Here is a 14,805-nt window from a genome sequence, read left to right on the forward strand (position 1 = left end):
TTCCTGGCGGGAGATAACGGACAGAAGATGTTTACCAATGCTTTCAAGCTGCAAACCGCCGGAGCGCAAAGCATCACCGCGAAAGATACAGTTACCAGCAGCATCACAGCAACTAACCCCATCACCGTCACCGCCGATGCCTTCATCACACCGCAGAACAGGATTATCCACATCTTCCGCGGCAATATCCCGGTTGTGGTAGCGACCTTCACCGATGCCGATTTGGCCGAAACCGGATCGCATTACACCGCGACCATCAATTGGGGAGATGGGAGCGCGCCGGACAACAACTGCACGCTGGCTTCCATCAACTGCAAGATCGTGCAGGTAAGTGCTAACCCGAACGTCTTTAACGTAATCGGTTCGCACACCTACAAGAAGAAGGGCGTGTTTACAGTGCAAGTGGCCCTGACGGATTCAGGCGGCAGCGTGGCTGATGCTTTCAGTACGGCGACTTTTTTCCCGATCAGCTCCTCGCACTAAAGCTCAATTGCTTCAGACGAAGGCACGGCTTGGACGTGCCTTTTTCTTTTGTTGCAGATACAACACCCGGCCCCTCGATTCGCTTCCACAAATAGGATGATCCAACCGATGAGGGCTTGCATCCTCGCTGGCATAACTTCATCAAATCGCGTAGGCTAGAGAGTTTCAGTATCAGTTGCAAAAAATTCTATTCATACCCAGGAGGAGCAAGAAAATGGCTCACCAAGTACCCCCTCTACCGTATGACTTCAGCGCGCTGGAACCCCATATTGACGCGCTGACCATGCAAACTCATCACGACAAGCACCACGGTGCTTACGTCACCAACCTGAATGCTGCGCTGGAAAAGCACCCCGATCTGGCCAGCAAGAGCGCCGAAGACCTCATTAAGAATTTGAATGCCGTACCGGAAGATATCCGCACCGCGGTGCGCAACAATGGCGGCGGCCACGTGAACCACAGCATGTTCTGGCTTATCATGGCGCCGAACGCGGGCGGGGAGCCTTCGGGCCCGCTGGCCGACGGCATCAAGCAGGCCTTCGGCAGCTTTGCCGACTTCCAGACCAAATTCAATGATGCCGGCCTGAAGCGCTTCGGCAGCGGATGGGCGTGGCTTATCCGCACGGCCGCCGGGAAGCTGGAGATTACCAGCACCGCCAATCAGGATAACCCCATGATGGACGGGAATTATCCCATTATGGGAAACGACGTCTGGGAGCACGCCTACTACCTGAAGTACAAGAACGTACGCGGCGATTACCTCAAAGCCTGGTGGAACGTAGTGAACTGGAAAGAAGTGCAGAAGCGCTTCGAGAAGAAATAAAAAGCTTAACCACAAAGGACACAAAGGAACACGAAGGAAGAAAGCAAACCTTCGTGTTCCTTTGTGGTTAAACTTGCCTTATTAATCCGCAACGATCGTAATCCCGGTCGCATCTGCGGCCTTGATGGTTGCCTCTCCATCGAGCAGCAGGCATTTTCCGGCGTCGACCGCCAGGCAGATCGCTCCTGCCTGCTTCATGATCTCAATGGTCTTCACTCCGATCACCGGCACATCGAAGCGCATATCCTGATTGGGCTTGGCCACTTTTACCACGGTGAGCGCGCGGCTCAGAGTAGTTTCCGCGCTGCTTGAATCATCGCGCAAGCTGCGCATGATCTCACCTGCGCGCGCGATGGTTGCATCGGTGCCTTCCATGGCTTCGACGGCAACGCAGGCCGTTTCGGCAATCACCACTGTCTGGCCAATGTCATACTGCGCCAGGTGACGCGCCGCTTTGCGGCCATACTCGATGTTGGCGCGTTCTTTTTCATCGGGCGCGCGGCGTGTAAGCACGCCAGCTTTGGCGAGAAGTGGCTCAAGAAAGTCGGTGGATTTGAGCAGAGTGATGCCCTCATCCGCCAGGACTTTGGCCACAGCGCCGATCAGAGAATCGGTATTGCGCGTGCCGAGCGAGAGCAGCAGCTTGGCCAGCCGCCAGTCGGGACGAATGCTGCTGAAGATCTGCTTGTGTTTTACCTGCCCCGCCATGATGGCCCGGGTCACGCCCTCGCGCTGGAAGGTTTCAATCAGCTTCGAGAGCTCGCCCAGCGATAACCAATGCACCGCCGCGGCGCCGCGCTGCTCAATCTCGGGAAAAGTTTCTTCCTTGATGGCGGCAACGATGACGTCGTGTCCCTGGGCGTTAGCGGCGTCAAGAATCAGCAGAGGGAATTTGCCGTTGCCGGCAATCAGACCTAGTTTGGGGCGAGTGGACACTCTATGGTTAGCTCCAAGCTCTCAGCTCAAAGGAGTGAGGACAATTAGAATACATTCTACGAAATGAGTTCGCGAGATGCTTGTACACTTTCTCTACCCTTCAGATCCAGTCGAGCCAAGACAACCCGATGAACCATTCAAAGAGCAGATCGGCGAGCTGCGCAAATTGGGTTCTGCCGTATCACTTGTCTCGTTAGAAGAACTCGCAGAAGGAAACGGTAAGGTTCGAGGTGCATTACCCAGCGATGCAACGGTGGTATACCGTGGCTGGATGCTTACGCCATCGGAGTATGAGAAGCTCTTTTCGTTTATCCGCTCTTGCCAGGCAAATCCGATCACTTCTTTGGAAACTTATCTTGCGTGCCACTATCTTCCCAACTGGTACCCGCTTGTTGCTGAGTTCACAGCCGAAACCAAAATTTTCGCTGTCGACGCCGATCTCGCCCACGAGCTAAAAGCTCTCGACTGGGAAAAGTTTTTCATTAAGGACTATGTCAAATCGCTGAAGACCTCGGTTGGCGCAGTTGTTTCCAAGCCGGAAGAGATCACCGTGGTTCTTGCCGAAATGCAAAAGTATCGCGGCATTATCGAGGGAGGAGTTTGCGTTCGCCGCTTTGAAAACTTTGTTCCAGAGTCGGAGAGGCGCTATTTCGTTATTAATGGCAAACCGTATGCCGCCTCAGGGCCTGTCCCTGAACTGGTTGTTGAATGCGCCCGCCGTATCCAAAGCCCGTTTTTCTCAATTGATGTTGCTCTTAGGGCCGACGGCGTACTTCGCGTTGTTGAGCTCGGAGATGGTCAGGTCTCGGATCTAGTAGGCTGGGAAGCCAGACGTTTTGCTGAGATCTGGGCAGAGACGTAGCAAGCTACGTCTCTACTATGGAGCCTGGAGTTGCTACTTAATCGTTCCTCGCTCTGAAGTCTCGATAAAGCGCAGCAGCATGGCCACGTCTTCTCCCTGCTTGCCTTCAGCGCGAAGTTTCTCCAGTGCTTGTGAAGTATTGAGTTTGGAATTGAGCAGCACGCGATAGGCGCGTTGGATTTGGACGATGCGTTCTTTGCTGAAGCCACGGCGCTCCAGGCCGATGGAATTTACGCCGTAGGCCTTGGCTTCACGCGCGGCTGAGGTTTTGGAAAAGGGCAGAACGTCACGGGTGATGATGGTCCCGCCGCCGATGTAGGCGTGCGCGCCCACGCGCGTGAACTGATGCACCGCCGAAAATGCGCCTACCGTGGCGTAGTCTTCTATCGTTGCGTGTCCAGCCAGCGTGGCGGCGTTGGCCATGATCACGTGGTCGCCGACCACACAATCGTGCGCAACATGGCAGTAGGCCATAAACAGGCAATGGCTGCCCAGACGTGTCACACCGCCGCCGCCCACAGTTCCACGGTTCATGGTCACATATTCGCGGATGACGTTGTGATCGCCGATCTCCAGCCGCGTTTTTTCGCCTTTGTATTTCAGGTCCTGGGGTTCGAAGCCGATGGAGGCAAACGGGAAGATGCGGTTGTGCGCGCCGATCTTGCTGGGGCCGTGCACCGTGACATGCGAGATGAGTTCGCAATCCTCTCCCAGCTCCACATCAGGTCCGATCACGCAGAACGGGCCAATGCGGCATGAGGCCGGGACCTTCGCGCTGCGATCAATAATTGCACTGGGATGAATCTGCGCAGCTCGCTCTTCTCTTACTGCGCTGGGAGAAGAACGGCTCATTGACCCTCGGAAGCCGGCTTATCCACAACCTGGCAGGTGAGCACGGCCTCGCAGGCGCGCTTGTCGCCTACGTAGGCGCCACAACTGATCTTGCCTGCGGTCCGGCGGAAGGCCAGAACATCTACCTCGATGCGCAACTGGTCGCCGGGCGTGACCGGCTTGCGGAATTTGGCGCGCTCGATTCCGGTGAAGACCATGATCTTGTTTGCGCGGTCTTCAATTTCGGTGAGCAACAGCAGGGCGCCGGCCTGGGCCATAGCCTCGATCACCAGCACGCCGGGCATAATGGGATATCCCGGGAAGTGCCCCTGAAAAAATGGCTCGTTGATGGTGACATTCTTAATGGCCACAATGCGTTCCCGGCGGCGCAATTCGATGATGCGGTCCAGCAGCAGGAAGGGGTAGCGATGCGGAATGATCTGCATGATCTGCAGGATATCCAGCGTGATCGGAGCGGGAGCCTCAGAAGACGCAGCCTCCGTGGACGCAGCTTCTGCGGTAGCAATCGAGTTGGGTGTCTCGTCCATTGAAATAGATCCGAGGCCAAAATTATAACTTATCTCGCGGCCCCTTCTGGTAGGCTACTGGGAAACAATGCCCACAGCAAAAAAAGTATCAGGCGTGCGTGAGCTGCTCGCCCGCATCGAACCGCGCGAGCACGACATGGTCGCGTTAGCCCAAAGGCTGGTGGAAATCGAGTCCCCCTCCTATGACAAGAAAGCTGTGGACATGCTGGGTCAGGCGCTGGCCGATGAATTCACCCGTATCGGCGCCCAAGTCAACTTCCATAAACAGTCCCAATTCGGCGACCATCTTCAGGCCAGCTTCAAGACTGCAGGCAACGACAATCCCTCCGTCCTCTTAATAGGACATATGGATACCGTGTGGAATTTGGGCACACTCAAATCCATGCCCTGCCGCGTCAGCGATGGGCGCGTTTGGGGGCCGGGAGTGCTCGATATGAAGGCCGGCATCGTGCAAATGATTTTTGCCCTGCGCGCACTTCGCGATGTGCACGGCGCTCCTCCGGGCAATGTCGAGGTACTGCTGGTGAGCGATGAAGAGGTTGGGAGCTTGTCGTCAAGAACGCTTACCGAGTCCGTGGCCAGGAACGCGCGCGCGGTTTTCGTGCTGGAGCCCTCGCAGGGACTTGAAGGAGCGCTCAAGACGGCGCGCAAAGGTGTGGGGGATTACACGGTCAAGGTCACGGGGAAGGCCTCGCATTCCGGCGTGGATTTTCGCGCCGGGGTCAGCGCCATCACCGAACTGGCCCACCAGATCAGCATTATTGAGAAGTTCACTGACCTAGAGCGTGGGCTTACCGTGAATCCCGGAGTGGTTCGTGGCGGCACCCGCAGCAACGTGGTCGCGGCAAAGGCTGAGGTCGAGGTGGATGTGCGCATCCAGAAGCTGGCCGACGCCAGGTTGATTGAAAAAAAATTCCGCAGTTTGAAGCCGCGCAATCGCCGCTCGAAACTGCATGTCAGCGGAGGGATCAACCGACCGCCCATGGAACGCAGCCCGGAAATCGCCGCCTGGTTTTCGACCGCTCGCAAGCTGGCGCAAGAAATGGGATGGAAGCTGCGTGAGGCTTCCACCGGCGGCGGCTCCGACGGCAACTTTACCGCCGCCCTCGGCATTCCTACGCTCGACGGACTCGGGGCCGTGGGCGAGGGACCGCATGCGCTCAACGAGTCTGTACTCATTCGTGAGCTGCCGCGCCGGGCCGCGCTGCTGGCCGGGTTGATCACCTCGGCTTGAACGCTCGTTTTCCCGCCATATTTGTAGTTGAGGCGGTGTTACAATACGGTCTAGTGGCGTAGTGTGTTCAGAAGAGACACACTTTTGGCGGCCCATGCGGAGGAGAAGTATGTTTGAAGGTCTTATGCAACCGATGCATCTTATCGTGGTACTGATAATTGCACTCTTGATATTCGGTCCAGGCAAGTTGGCGGATATCGGTAAGGGGTTGGGAGACGGAATTCGCAATTTCAAGAAAGGAATGCGCGAAGGCGAACAACCGAATACGAATGCGGGTGCGAGTACGAATACGGAAGAAAAGAAGCAGTCGTAAAGACGTAGCATGTTACGCTTCTACAGCGAAATTACCTCGGCACTTCACACGCCTGGTTTATTCACTACGTTCCTGCAACATCCGGTAGACCAACGGCACCGGTAACCCTACCACGTTGAAGTAACAACCCACAATTTTCCAGATCCAGCGCGAAGCGATTCCCTGGATCGCATATGCCCCGGCCTTATCCATAGGTTCGCCGCTGGCCACGTATTCCTGGATCTCCTCTTCGCTCAGATCACGCATCCATACTTCGGTCGTTGCAGCACGCACATCTTCAATACTTGAAACTGCCTTGATCACGCATACTCCGGTAATCACCCGATGCGATCGCCCCGAGAGCAGCCGCAACATGCGCGCCGCATCGGCCTGATCGCGCGGCTTTTCCAGTACCTCCGAATCCACCACTACAATCGTATCCGCGCCTAAAACTGTTTCCCCAGGCCTCTGCTGAGACACTGCCTGCGCTTTCTCCCGCGCCAGGCGCCTGGCATATTCCTCGGGTGCTTCGCCGGCAAGCATGCGCTCATCCACGTGCGCAGGTTGGACTGTAAACGCGATTCCCGCATTACGCAAAAGCTCACTGCGCCGTGGTGAAGCCGAAGCCAAAACTAGTGGTGATGTCGGTGAACTCATCGGGACTATAACTTTATATCAGGTGCAATCTGTCCCCGCTGTGTTAACAGGTGTAGACTTACTCTGATTCAGAAAGTCCTCCGCGCACCTCGACGTCCTCGGCGGTGAGTTCTTAAATCCGCGTGATCCGTGAAATCCGCGGTAAGCATTACCTACCAAACGTGTTTTGCGGCGAAGAAGTACGTCAGCACCACGTACGTCCAGAACAATGAAAACAATATATGCATTGAGGTATTGAATTTGTTGCCCCGCCACAGCGCCGAGTCATAAACAAAAAACTGGATGAACCATCTGCAAACCCAAAACACAACTGCGGCGGCCAGCACAACCCGGCTGAGAGGTGCGGGTTGGAGCAATGCCTGTGTGTAGAACAGAGAGATGCATCCCATCAACACCAGGGTGAGAGCGATAAAGAAGCAGTGGACAATAAATATCTGGCGGTTCAAGAGAGATAGCTTGGCCAAGTCTGTTTTCCACTCAAAGCGCTTGCCAAAAGTTCCATGCGCGACGCCGAGGATGATCAGCAGCACCCCAACGATTTTCAGATGAAGCTCAAGAGACATGTTCGTGGACCAGAATAAACACATGCACAAACGGAGTGACCGTCATTTCTTCCTGCAATCGAAAATTTGCGGAAGTGGCAGCATACAGCCACTCCCGGCGCGATTGGAAGTGAAGAAATCCTAGACCAAATGCCAGAAAATTTGCCACGTCACGTAAATGCTCAATCAAGATCACAGTACCGTCCCTGTTTAGCACCCGTGCTACTTCCCGGAAGAATTCTGCGCGCGATGTGCGCTGGCGTATCTCATGTGCCGCGAAAATTAGAAATACGGCATCGCAAGACGAATCTGCCAGTGGCAGCTTCCGAAAATCCGCCTGCACTGCCTTCGGCCCGTGCGAAGAAACCTCGCGCGCCCTGGCAATTGAGGGCTCGGTCATCTCCTTCGGGTCGTAGATGTCTAGTATCCGTCCGTTGCCATCCGGAAATACAGACTGCAATATCTCGCTGGTTTGATCGAGGCCGCTATGGATGTTCACCCAATTGCGCGGTGCTCGTGATAGCCGGTCGCGCATCCAGCGCAAATCGTATAACCCCGATCGGTCATAAACGTAGTGTGAGACCAGCAGCGAGACCACGATCCACCCGGCGGCCACTGCAATTGCCCCTCCCAGAAGCAGCGCCAGCATTTTTGGTAACAGTGTTGCAATTACAACTCCGGCTATAACTCCTAGCAGCGTGAGAACATAAAACCCGCGATTGTAATTAATAATTTCCAGCAGCCCATCGTATTTACCGCGTGCGCGCGTCGTCTTTGCGGGTTGGGTTGGGTTGGTCATTGTGCTTTGATCACGGTGCGGACTCCGCGCTCCCAACGGTAAGGCACATTTTGCAGATGAAAGGCATTGGCCAGTATGGGAGTTGCCCGGCAAAACGGTTCTTGATCGAAGAAGCTGCACCTGCTTACGTTGACCCGCACCGGCTGCGGGTGCCAGTTCTCCCGCACCCCGCGGATCATGATGATCGAGCCGGTTTCTTTCTCGTAATCGAATGTATAGGGCAGTGGCCCGGCAAACTTTCTTGCCTCTTTTTCATTTTCAAAGGGCGTCCCCTCGGGCAGCGGGGCGGGTTTGTGCGCGATATCGGCGCTGACCTCCAGATCGGCCCGCGCGTGGGGAGTTGTGATCTTCACTCGCAGCTCGCCTGAGCTTTCCTGAAATGAAACCTGGCAATACTGATAGGCGTAATGGGTCAGCAGATTTCCCGAGATTACCATCAGCTTTTTATCCGTGTCGGAGCGCAGGATTCTCAATCCTCGTATGGAATTTGACGCAGTGTCCAGGCGGGTGAAGATGCGGTATCCCGAGAGGAAGAAATTCTGCCCCAGGATTTTCGGCACCATCGCCGGGCGCAGATTTTCCGTCTGCACCATGGCAATCGCCAGGAACCCAAAATCTTTGTAGGTGTCGAGAACCAATCCTGGAGGCAGCAGCGGCCGCAGCAGCTCCTGGGGAAACGCGTAGGTGAGGACCAGCGAATGGCGGAAGAACGCCTTTACGGGCAGCGGATGTCTCTTCAAAACATGCAGCATGGTTTTACACCGAGTGCGTCTTCGCGGCGGTTACCGCGCCCCACAACATGGATTTGTCACGCGCCGCCCAGCTCAATTCGTCTTCATTGCTGGGCTCGGAGAAGCTTCTCAATACCATGATGGAATCCACCGTGCCTGCCTTGCTCACACTTCTGAGCAGCCGGGTGCGATAGTCGACTGGCGCGCCATCCAGGATATTGGAAAGCGAAAATCCATCAAACGTCCCAGGCGCGCACGATTCCAGAAAGCTGGCGGCATCGCTACAGATCAGCTCAATCGGATTCTCAAAGTTGATTGCCTTTACCGAAGTTTCAGCGGAAGTCCCAAGCAACAATCGCCATGCGTATGGATTAGAGCGATTAGGATACGCCTTCCAGCAGCGCTCCATCCGGGCCCGGATCTTGCTGCCAAAGTTTGGCGGCAGGGCGCGGACGAAAGGCGCCGTATAAACGGCTTGTAATAGCCGGGGATGAAGCAACTGGTCAACCGTAATCCTCCACCGCACCGTATCAAGCTGCGACTTCCAGAAGGCAGATTGCTCTTGTAAATCTTCCATCGCGAGAAATTGTCGTAGTAACGAGTTGCGCCAGCCCAACAGCCAAAACAGCTTTCGTCCGCGCGCCAGCAAGCGGTCGGCCGCGCCTTCCTGGATGCCGCCCCCTTCAAGCCGGGCCCGTACATAGGCAATTTGTGCAGGATTGATGTCAACCGCAGTGACGTTGTGGCCTGCAGCCGCCAGGGCGATGGCCATGCAACCAGCGGAAGCGATGCAGAAAATACGCTTCTTCAGCGCGGCTCCGAAAATTTGGACTTCAACACTCGGGTCTTCATACATTTGCCCGAACAGCAATTGTGCTTTGCGTGCGCCGCTGTCGAAGCGGCCCGTGCGCCATGGAGTCGAAGCCGCGTTATCTCGCTTCTCGTCCAATTCGGACCTCTCCTGTTGCAATCACAATCAGCGTGATGAACGCCAGGTTTTGAATCACCATGCCAGCCGGATCTGGAATGAACCTGCGTCCCCAAACGAAGCCGCCGCCATTCATGCTCACCAGCAGCAAAATCTGTGCGAACGCTGCCCATCGCGCCTGCCATCCGCTCAAGACCCATAGTGCCAGCCCGCACTCTGTCACGCCCAGGGCGATAAGAAAACGGTGCGCAGTGGTTGCATCCCAAAATGGAACAGACTGTACAATCGCCCCTTGGTGCGGCACAAAGCCCAGCACTTTGCACCATAATCCCTGATAAATCCACACCAGTGCGATGGGAATGCGGATTAATCGAAGAGTGTTCACAGATGGCTTGATTATAACCGTGATATTCCCGAAGGAAGTATGCTGCTGATGCTGTTCAAATACTGTTCAGTTCAAATGGTGTTCAAGATTTTTGTTTGGTTTTTGAACGGACGCGGTCGTACTTGACCGCGATCAGGCCTTTGGAGTAGCTCTTGTTCTCGATCAGTGAGAAATCCCGTTGTGGGAATCCGGCTGAAAAGAGCGGGATGCCTTCGCCCAGCAACACAGGAACAACGCCCAAGTAGAGCTCATCCACCAGGTCGGCTTTAAGGAAGCCGCGGGCAAGTTCACCGCCGCCCATGAGCCAGATGTTCTTGCCGGCGCGCTTGCGAAGTTCACCGACTAACTCGGTGGGGGATTGGTTGGTGAACATAACGCCATCACGTTCGCCCGGTGGCTGGGAATGAGAAAAGACGTAGCTCTTGATGGGACTCCGGAACGATCCGCCACCCATTTTGCGGGCAACGTCGTAGGTCTTGCGGCCCATGATGGCGGTATCAATCGTCGCGAAGAATGGGCCATCGAGTAGTCCTTGGGCATAAAGAGAAAATCAACTTCGCCATTTGGACGGGCGATGTATCCATCGAGGCTGATGCCGACGCCAAGGACAACTTTGCGCACGCGGGGAATTTTAACGAATTACACGGTCCGGTGGCTATCCCAGGTATTTCTGCAGCCTCTCCCAATAATGTTCTCTCCATCCTTCTTCGAGGTGTTCTTTTTTGCCTTCGGGGAAGCCCCTGTGGTCGAAGATAAGGTGGGTCGCTGGGCCCTGCGCCTTCAGTTCAAACTTGGCAATCGAGTATACCCCTTGATCCCAACCCGCCGAGCGCCATGCCTGAACGATTCGCTGGTTGGGCACCAGTTCGACGTTTCGTCCCAGGATCTGGCCGCCGAACAACGAGAAGGCGCCGCCGGCCTCGCGGTTGATCTCGGCCGGCGCGCCCGAGAACGCGCTGAACTGCTTGCTGTCGAGCAGCGCTTCATAGATGCGCGCGGGGGTCGCCTTAAAATCAACTTCGTGATGCAGCGCGATAGACTTGTCGCCTGAAGATGGCATTTCCTCCATGGTCTTCTGCGGCTCAGCCCAGACCACGGTGGAGCCCGTTGCCAGGCCTCCCAGCGCAACGATGCTGCCGGCAATCATTTGCCGTCGTGTGGATGCACTGGCGAAAGCCAGTAGGCTCAAATTGCTTTTCTCATTCATCATGTTCTCAGTCATCCTCGCCTCCCATTTTTTCGTATTCATTACAACAGGAGCAACGTAAATTCACAACCGGGCTATGGCCGCTTCAGTCTCATTCACAAGCCTTGCAACAAGATCGGCGGCTGATTGGCGCCGCGCCAGGCGGACGCCTTGTCCAGCCCAGAGCGAGAGAAACTCCGCCCGGCCTTGCTGGGCGGCTGCGGTCCGAAGCGGCCGGGTCAGCGCGTTCTGAATTGGGAATGGAAGAATGGCCGCCAAGTTGCCATCGGGTTCAACCGCTGTCATGAAACGATTCACAATGCCTCTCGCCGGCCGGCCTGAAAAGGCGCGTGTTATACGTGTCTCGTCTTCGTGTGCGTTAAGGATCGCTTCTTTGTAGGCTTCCGGCACACCCGCCTCCTTGCAGGTGAGAAAGGCGGTTCCCATTTGCACTGCACTCGAGCCAAGCGCCAGGGCCGCGGCAATGCCGCGGCCATCCATAATGCCGCCCGAAGCAATGACCGGTATTTTCAGAGCATCCACAATCTGCGGAACCAGCGCTATGGTTCCCACCATGCCCGAGTTAAAGTCCCCGGCAAATGTTCCACGGTGGCCTCCGGCTTCGCTGCCTTGTGCTACCACCGCATCAACACCCGCGCTTTCCAGCAAGGCCGCTTCAGCGACTGTTGTTGCCGTGCCCACTACGAACAGCCCGCACCGCTTGATTGCTTCCATTGCGTTCGCAGGAAGTGTACCGAAGGTGAAGCTAAAGACGGAAGCGCCAGTTTCGATGGCGGCATCCAGTTGTTTTGGGAATGAACTGCCAACAGATTCGGGCATGGAGGGAGCTGGTAAGCCCAACTCTGCGAAGAAGGGCGCTACACGCTCGAGCGCAGCTTGGGTTTGTTTTGGGACCTGCGGAACCGGCCAGGGCGCGAACAGATTAATGCCAAATCTCTGCGCGGTTTGCTCACGAACTGCGCGTCCTCGGTCAATGATCTGCTCTGGTGTCAGGTATGCCGCCCCAATAAAGCCCAGCGCTCCGGCATTGCATACTGCCGCAACCAGATCGGGTGTGTCCCCGCCGCCCGCAAGCGGCGCCTGAATGATGGGATGCGTCAACCGCAGTTGCTTGGTCAAAGCTGTACTAATTCCCATTCGCTTCCCTCGCTTTCGATGGCGACGCAGAAGGCAATCACCACGGCTACAACAGTAGTATAGGAGGATTAATTCTCATTGAGTTTGGTTGCGGCCCCAATTTCGAAACCAGCGAAGCCCATTTATACTCTTCCTTGCATTTCAGGAGCTTAGAATGAAGTTGCTTTTCGTGATTGCGGTCTTCTGTATGGTTGCTGCTGCCCAAACGAACTCAAAGAAGACGGCCGGCAAAGGACAATCAAAAACCGGCAATCCCCCGCAAGCTGTCTCCTGCCGAACCGATGATTTCATGCGCGAGTCGCTGGCGCTTTTTCCCGTCGGCGCCTCCCAGGCGGGATATCACAAGCACACCGACGCCGTCACCGGAGAAACCATTGAGCTCGACGCTCAGCTTGATGATTACAGCCCGGTCGCCATCGAACGCCAGCGAAAATTTTATTCCGCCTGGCAAGGCTGCAAGCGCACCCGGGCGTCACTGCAGGACGCCGCCGACTGGCAGCTTATCGACGACCAGATTGGGCAGAGCCTGCTGGATCTGGACCAGATCCGCCGCTTCCAGCACGATCCTACCCTCTACGTCGAAACGATTGGAAACGCACTCTTTCTGCCGCTGACACAGAACTACGCGTCTACAGAAGTTCGTCTGGGCCATGTGTTTTCGCGCATGGAGCAGATTCCGCGCTTGCTGGAGCAAGCCAAAGCTATGCTTGTGGATTCCGACCCCATTTATGTGAAAGTTGCCGTGGAGGAAAACGAGGGCAACATTGATCTGATTCAGAGCGATATTAAGGAACAGGTTGCCCAGCTCTCGGGTGATCAGGCCGGCAAGCTCAAGATCAGGTATGCAAAGCTGGTGCCGCTTGCGGTTGCCGCTCTGGAAGATTTTTCCCAGTGGTTACAGCAGGATTTAGGCAAGCGTCCTAATCCACGCAGTTGGCGGCTGGGCAAGGAATTCTATGACGCCAAGTTCAAGTACGTCATGGAAACCGATATCACTCCGGAGCAGGTGTTGACCAGCGCCGAAGCCGAACTTAAAAACGTGCGCGCGCAGATGCTGCAGATCGCGCTGCCTCTGCATGCGCAAATGTATCCCGATCATAGCGATCATGCCGATCTCTCCACGCGCGACCGCGAGAACAAGATCATCGGCGAGGTCTTGACCAAGATCGCCGATGACCACGTACAACGCGACCAGCTCATTGATCACGTGAAGCAAGATCTTGACGGCATCATTCAGTTCATCCGCGAAAAGAGGATCGTTGCGCTCAGCGACCGCGAGAACCTCAAAGTGATTCCGACCCCGGTCTTCATGCGCGGCACCTATTCGGTTGCGGGCTTCCACGCCGCGCCGCCGCTCGAGCCCGAGGCCGAGGCGGAGTACTGGGTCACACCTATTGATCCCAAGATGCTTGAAGAGCGCGCCGAATCCAAGCTCCGCGAGTACAACAACTGGGTGCTGAAGTGGCTCAGCATCCACGAAGCCCTGCCCGGACACTACATCCAGTTCGAACACGCCAACAGTGTCGAGCCCAAAGAACGCCGTCTGCTGCGTGCGGTTTTGGGCAACGGCGCTTATATCGAAGGATGGGCGGAGTACATCGCCCAAGTCATAATGGAAGAGGGTTTCCTCGGCCACGACCCGCGCTTCGTTCTCAGCATGAAGAAGATCCGCCTGCGCGTGCTGGCCAATGCGATTCTCGATGTTCGCATGCACACCATGAACATGAGCGACGACGAAGCCCTTGATCTGATGATGAACTCCGCCTTCCAGACCCGCGCCGAGGCCGAGGGCAAGCTGCAGCGCGCCAAGCTGACCTCAACCCAGTTGCCGACGTATTACGTGGGCATCAACGAGTGGTGGACTTTGCGTAAGAAGTACGAAGCCCAAAAGGGGAAAGATTTTAACTTAATGGAATTCCACAACCAGGCCCTGGACCAGGGACCGCTGCCTGTGCCGTTGCTGGAGAAGATTTTGCTGCCTATGACAAAGTGACCGGCGGCTTCTTGCACGTTACGCCGTTGCTAATCTGATCGGAGAACATGACCTTCTCGACTAAAATCGTAGCCTACGTAGATGTGGACGACACACTCGTGCGCTCCGCCGGATCGAAGCGCATTCCCATGACTAGGGTTATTGCTCACGTGCGGGAACTCTTTCAGAGTGGCGTTGTGCTGTACGCCTGGAGTTCAGGCGGAGCCGAGTACGCGCGCAATTCAGCCCAGGAGTTGGGATTAGAGGACTGCTTCCTCGGATTCTTGCCGAAGCCAAACATCCTCATTGATGACCAGGCGCCAAGCGAGTGGCGGAGACTGATCCACGTTCATCCCATGGAGGCTGCGTCGAAAACTGCGGATGACTATTCTGTTCTCCTGTCAAAAGCACCAAAATAGCCAAGCAAGATACAGCTGT

19 protein-coding genes are annotated in these 14,805 nt (G+C 55.8%); 7 read left to right on the plus strand and 12 right to left on the minus strand.

Features of this window, described 5'->3' with window-relative positions:
* Together VK738_10210 and VK738_10215 are read left to right on the plus strand one after the other, a co-directional pair.
* Window positions 1–483, plus strand: a 483-nt coding sequence (locus tag VK738_10210; protein HTD23017.1) for a hypothetical protein, incomplete at its 5' end; no start/stop codon positions are given.
* A 214-nt stretch (window positions 484–697) separates the two neighbouring features.
* Entirely contained in the window at window positions 698–1,306 is a 609-nt protein-coding gene (locus VK738_10215; GenBank protein ID HTD23018.1) for a superoxide dismutase, read from the plus strand.
* A gap of 81 nt (window positions 1,307–1,387) precedes the next feature.
* Here the strand turns inward: VK738_10215 and lpxI are convergent, their stop codons facing one another.
* Entirely contained in the window at window positions 1,388–2,242 is an 855-nt protein-coding gene (lpxI, locus tag VK738_10220) for a UDP-2,3-diacylglucosamine diphosphatase LpxI (GenBank protein ID HTD23019.1), read from the minus strand.
* Between the two features lie 76 nt (window positions 2,243–2,318).
* On the opposite strand from lpxI, the gene VK738_10225 reads away from it, so the two are divergent.
* The gene (locus VK738_10225) at window positions 2,319–3,104 is read left to right on the plus strand and encodes an ATP-grasp domain-containing protein (protein ID HTD23020.1); all 786 of its coding nucleotides are present in this window, start codon (window positions 2,319–2,321) and stop codon (window positions 3,102–3,104) included.
* A gap of 33 nt (window positions 3,105–3,137) precedes the next feature.
* Here the strand turns inward: VK738_10225 and lpxA are convergent, their stop codons facing one another.
* Together lpxA and fabZ are read right to left on the minus strand one after the other, a co-directional pair.
* Window positions 3,138–3,956, minus strand: a complete 819-nt coding sequence (gene lpxA, locus VK738_10230) for an acyl-ACP--UDP-N-acetylglucosamine O-acyltransferase (GenBank protein ID HTD23021.1) — start codon at window positions 3,954–3,956, stop codon at window positions 3,138–3,140.
* Entirely contained in the window at window positions 3,953–4,483 is a 531-nt protein-coding gene (gene fabZ / locus VK738_10235; GenBank protein ID HTD23022.1) for a 3-hydroxyacyl-ACP dehydratase FabZ, read from the minus strand. Before fabZ ends, lpxA begins: the two co-directional genes overlap by 4 nt.
* A gap of 67 nt (window positions 4,484–4,550) precedes the next feature.
* Here fabZ and VK738_10240 point away from each other — a divergent pair, with 67 nt between their 5' ends.
* Both VK738_10240 and VK738_10245 read left to right on the plus strand, forming a co-directional pair.
* Window positions 4,551–5,717: a M20 family metallopeptidase gene (locus VK738_10240; protein ID HTD23023.1), complete on the plus strand. Its 1,167-nt coding sequence runs from the start codon at window positions 4,551–4,553 to the stop codon at window positions 5,715–5,717.
* A 109-nt stretch (window positions 5,718–5,826) separates the two neighbouring features.
* A complete protein-coding gene (locus VK738_10245; protein HTD23024.1) occupies window positions 5,827–6,030 on the plus strand; it encodes a twin-arginine translocase TatA/TatE family subunit in 204 nt (67 codons plus the stop codon).
* A gap of 57 nt (window positions 6,031–6,087) precedes the next feature.
* On the opposite strand, the gene VK738_10250 is transcribed toward VK738_10245, so the two are convergent.
* The 9 genes from VK738_10250 to VK738_10290 form a co-directional block, all read right to left on the minus strand.
* Window positions 6,088–6,666 carry a Maf family protein gene (locus VK738_10250; GenBank protein ID HTD23025.1) on the minus strand — a complete coding sequence of 193 codons (579 nt, stop codon included), beginning with the start codon at window positions 6,664–6,666 and terminating at the stop codon, window positions 6,088–6,090.
* Window positions 6,667–6,818: 152 nt separating this feature from the next.
* Window positions 6,819–7,229, minus strand: a complete 411-nt coding sequence (locus tag VK738_10255; protein HTD23026.1) for a hypothetical protein — start codon at window positions 7,227–7,229, stop codon at window positions 6,819–6,821.
* Entirely contained in the window at window positions 7,219–8,007 is a 789-nt protein-coding gene (locus VK738_10260; GenBank protein HTD23027.1) for a methyltransferase domain-containing protein, read from the minus strand. Before VK738_10260 ends, VK738_10255 begins: the two co-directional genes overlap by 11 nt.
* Window positions 8,004–8,759 (minus strand): DUF2071 domain-containing protein, encoded by a 756-nt coding sequence (locus VK738_10265; protein HTD23028.1) that lies wholly within the window; start codon window positions 8,757–8,759, stop codon window positions 8,004–8,006. Before VK738_10265 ends, VK738_10260 begins: the two co-directional genes overlap by 4 nt.
* Window positions 8,760–8,763: 4 nt before the next feature.
* A complete protein-coding gene (locus VK738_10270; protein HTD23029.1) occupies window positions 8,764–9,687 on the minus strand; it encodes a DUF3419 family protein in 924 nt (307 codons plus the stop codon).
* The gene (locus VK738_10275) at window positions 9,668–10,051 is read right to left on the minus strand and encodes a DoxX-like family protein (protein HTD23030.1); all 384 of its coding nucleotides are present in this window, start codon (window positions 10,049–10,051) and stop codon (window positions 9,668–9,670) included. The genes VK738_10270 and VK738_10275 overlap by 20 nt, the downstream gene beginning before the upstream one ends.
* Before the next feature lie 82 nt (window positions 10,052–10,133).
* Window positions 10,134–10,538 (minus strand): dihydrofolate reductase family protein, encoded by a 405-nt coding sequence (locus tag VK738_10280; protein ID HTD23031.1) that lies wholly within the window; start codon window positions 10,536–10,538, stop codon window positions 10,134–10,136.
* A gap of 168 nt (window positions 10,539–10,706) precedes the next feature.
* On the minus strand, window positions 10,707–11,273 hold the full coding sequence (locus tag VK738_10285) for an SRPBCC family protein (GenBank protein HTD23032.1): 567 nt from the start codon (window positions 11,271–11,273) through the stop codon (window positions 10,707–10,709).
* Between the two features lie 48 nt (window positions 11,274–11,321).
* Entirely contained in the window at window positions 11,322–12,395 is a 1,074-nt protein-coding gene (locus VK738_10290) for a nitronate monooxygenase (protein HTD23033.1), read from the minus strand.
* A 154-nt stretch (window positions 12,396–12,549) separates the two neighbouring features.
* Here VK738_10290 and VK738_10295 point away from each other — a divergent pair, with 154 nt between their 5' ends.
* Together VK738_10295 and VK738_10300 are read left to right on the plus strand one after the other, a co-directional pair.
* Window positions 12,550–14,388 (plus strand): DUF885 domain-containing protein, encoded by a 1,839-nt coding sequence (locus VK738_10295; protein ID HTD23034.1) that lies wholly within the window; start codon window positions 12,550–12,552, stop codon window positions 14,386–14,388.
* A 47-nt stretch (window positions 14,389–14,435) separates the two neighbouring features.
* Window positions 14,436–14,786 carry a DUF705 domain-containing protein gene (locus VK738_10300; GenBank protein ID HTD23035.1) on the plus strand — a complete coding sequence of 117 codons (351 nt, stop codon included), beginning with the start codon at window positions 14,436–14,438 and terminating at the stop codon, window positions 14,784–14,786.
* Window positions 14,787–14,805: the final 19 nt, after the last annotated feature.

The organism is Terriglobales bacterium, from assembly GCA_035487355.1.
Classification (GTDB): domain Bacteria; phylum Acidobacteriota; class Terriglobia; order Terriglobales; family Acidobacteriaceae; genus QIAW01.

Excerpts from the sequence above, each read along its gene's own strand:
- VK738_10215 (HTD23018.1), top strand. The coding sequence starts at position 698 with ATGGCTCACCAAGTACCCCCTCTACCGTATGACTTCAGCGCGCTGGAA.
- VK738_10225 (HTD23020.1), top strand. The coding sequence starts at position 2,319 with ATGCTTGTACACTTTCTCTACCCTTCAGATCCAGTCGAGCCAAGACAA.
- lpxA (HTD23021.1), bottom strand. The coding sequence starts at position 3,956 with ATGAGCCGTTCTTCTCCCAGCGCAGTAAGAGAAGAGCGAGCTGCGCAG.
- fabZ (HTD23022.1), bottom strand. The coding sequence starts at position 4,483 with ATGGACGAGACACCCAACTCGATTGCTACCGCAGAAGCTGCGTCCACG.
- VK738_10240 (HTD23023.1), top strand. The coding sequence starts at position 4,551 with ATGCCCACAGCAAAAAAAGTATCAGGCGTGCGTGAGCTGCTCGCCCGC.
- VK738_10245 (HTD23024.1), top strand. The coding sequence starts at position 5,827 with ATGTTTGAAGGTCTTATGCAACCGATGCATCTTATCGTGGTACTGATA.
- VK738_10250 (HTD23025.1), bottom strand. The coding sequence starts at position 6,666 with ATGAGTTCACCGACATCACCACTAGTTTTGGCTTCGGCTTCACCACGG.
- VK738_10255 (HTD23026.1), bottom strand. The coding sequence starts at position 7,229 with ATGTCTCTTGAGCTTCATCTGAAAATCGTTGGGGTGCTGCTGATCATC.
- VK738_10260 (HTD23027.1), bottom strand. The coding sequence starts at position 8,007 with ATGACCAACCCAACCCAACCCGCAAAGACGACGCGCGCACGCGGTAAA.
- VK738_10265 (HTD23028.1), bottom strand. The coding sequence starts at position 8,759 with ATGCTGCATGTTTTGAAGAGACATCCGCTGCCCGTAAAGGCGTTCTTC.
- VK738_10280 (HTD23031.1), bottom strand. The coding sequence starts at position 10,538 with ATGGGCCGCAAGACCTACGACGTTGCCCGCAAAATGGGTGGCGGATCG.
- VK738_10285 (HTD23032.1), bottom strand. The coding sequence starts at position 11,273 with ATGACTGAGAACATGATGAATGAGAAAAGCAATTTGAGCCTACTGGCT.
- VK738_10290 (HTD23033.1), bottom strand. The coding sequence starts at position 12,395 with ATGGGAATTAGTACAGCTTTGACCAAGCAACTGCGGTTGACGCATCCC.
- VK738_10295 (HTD23034.1), top strand. The coding sequence starts at position 12,550 with ATGAAGTTGCTTTTCGTGATTGCGGTCTTCTGTATGGTTGCTGCTGCC.
- VK738_10300 (HTD23035.1), top strand. The coding sequence starts at position 14,436 with ATGACCTTCTCGACTAAAATCGTAGCCTACGTAGATGTGGACGACACA.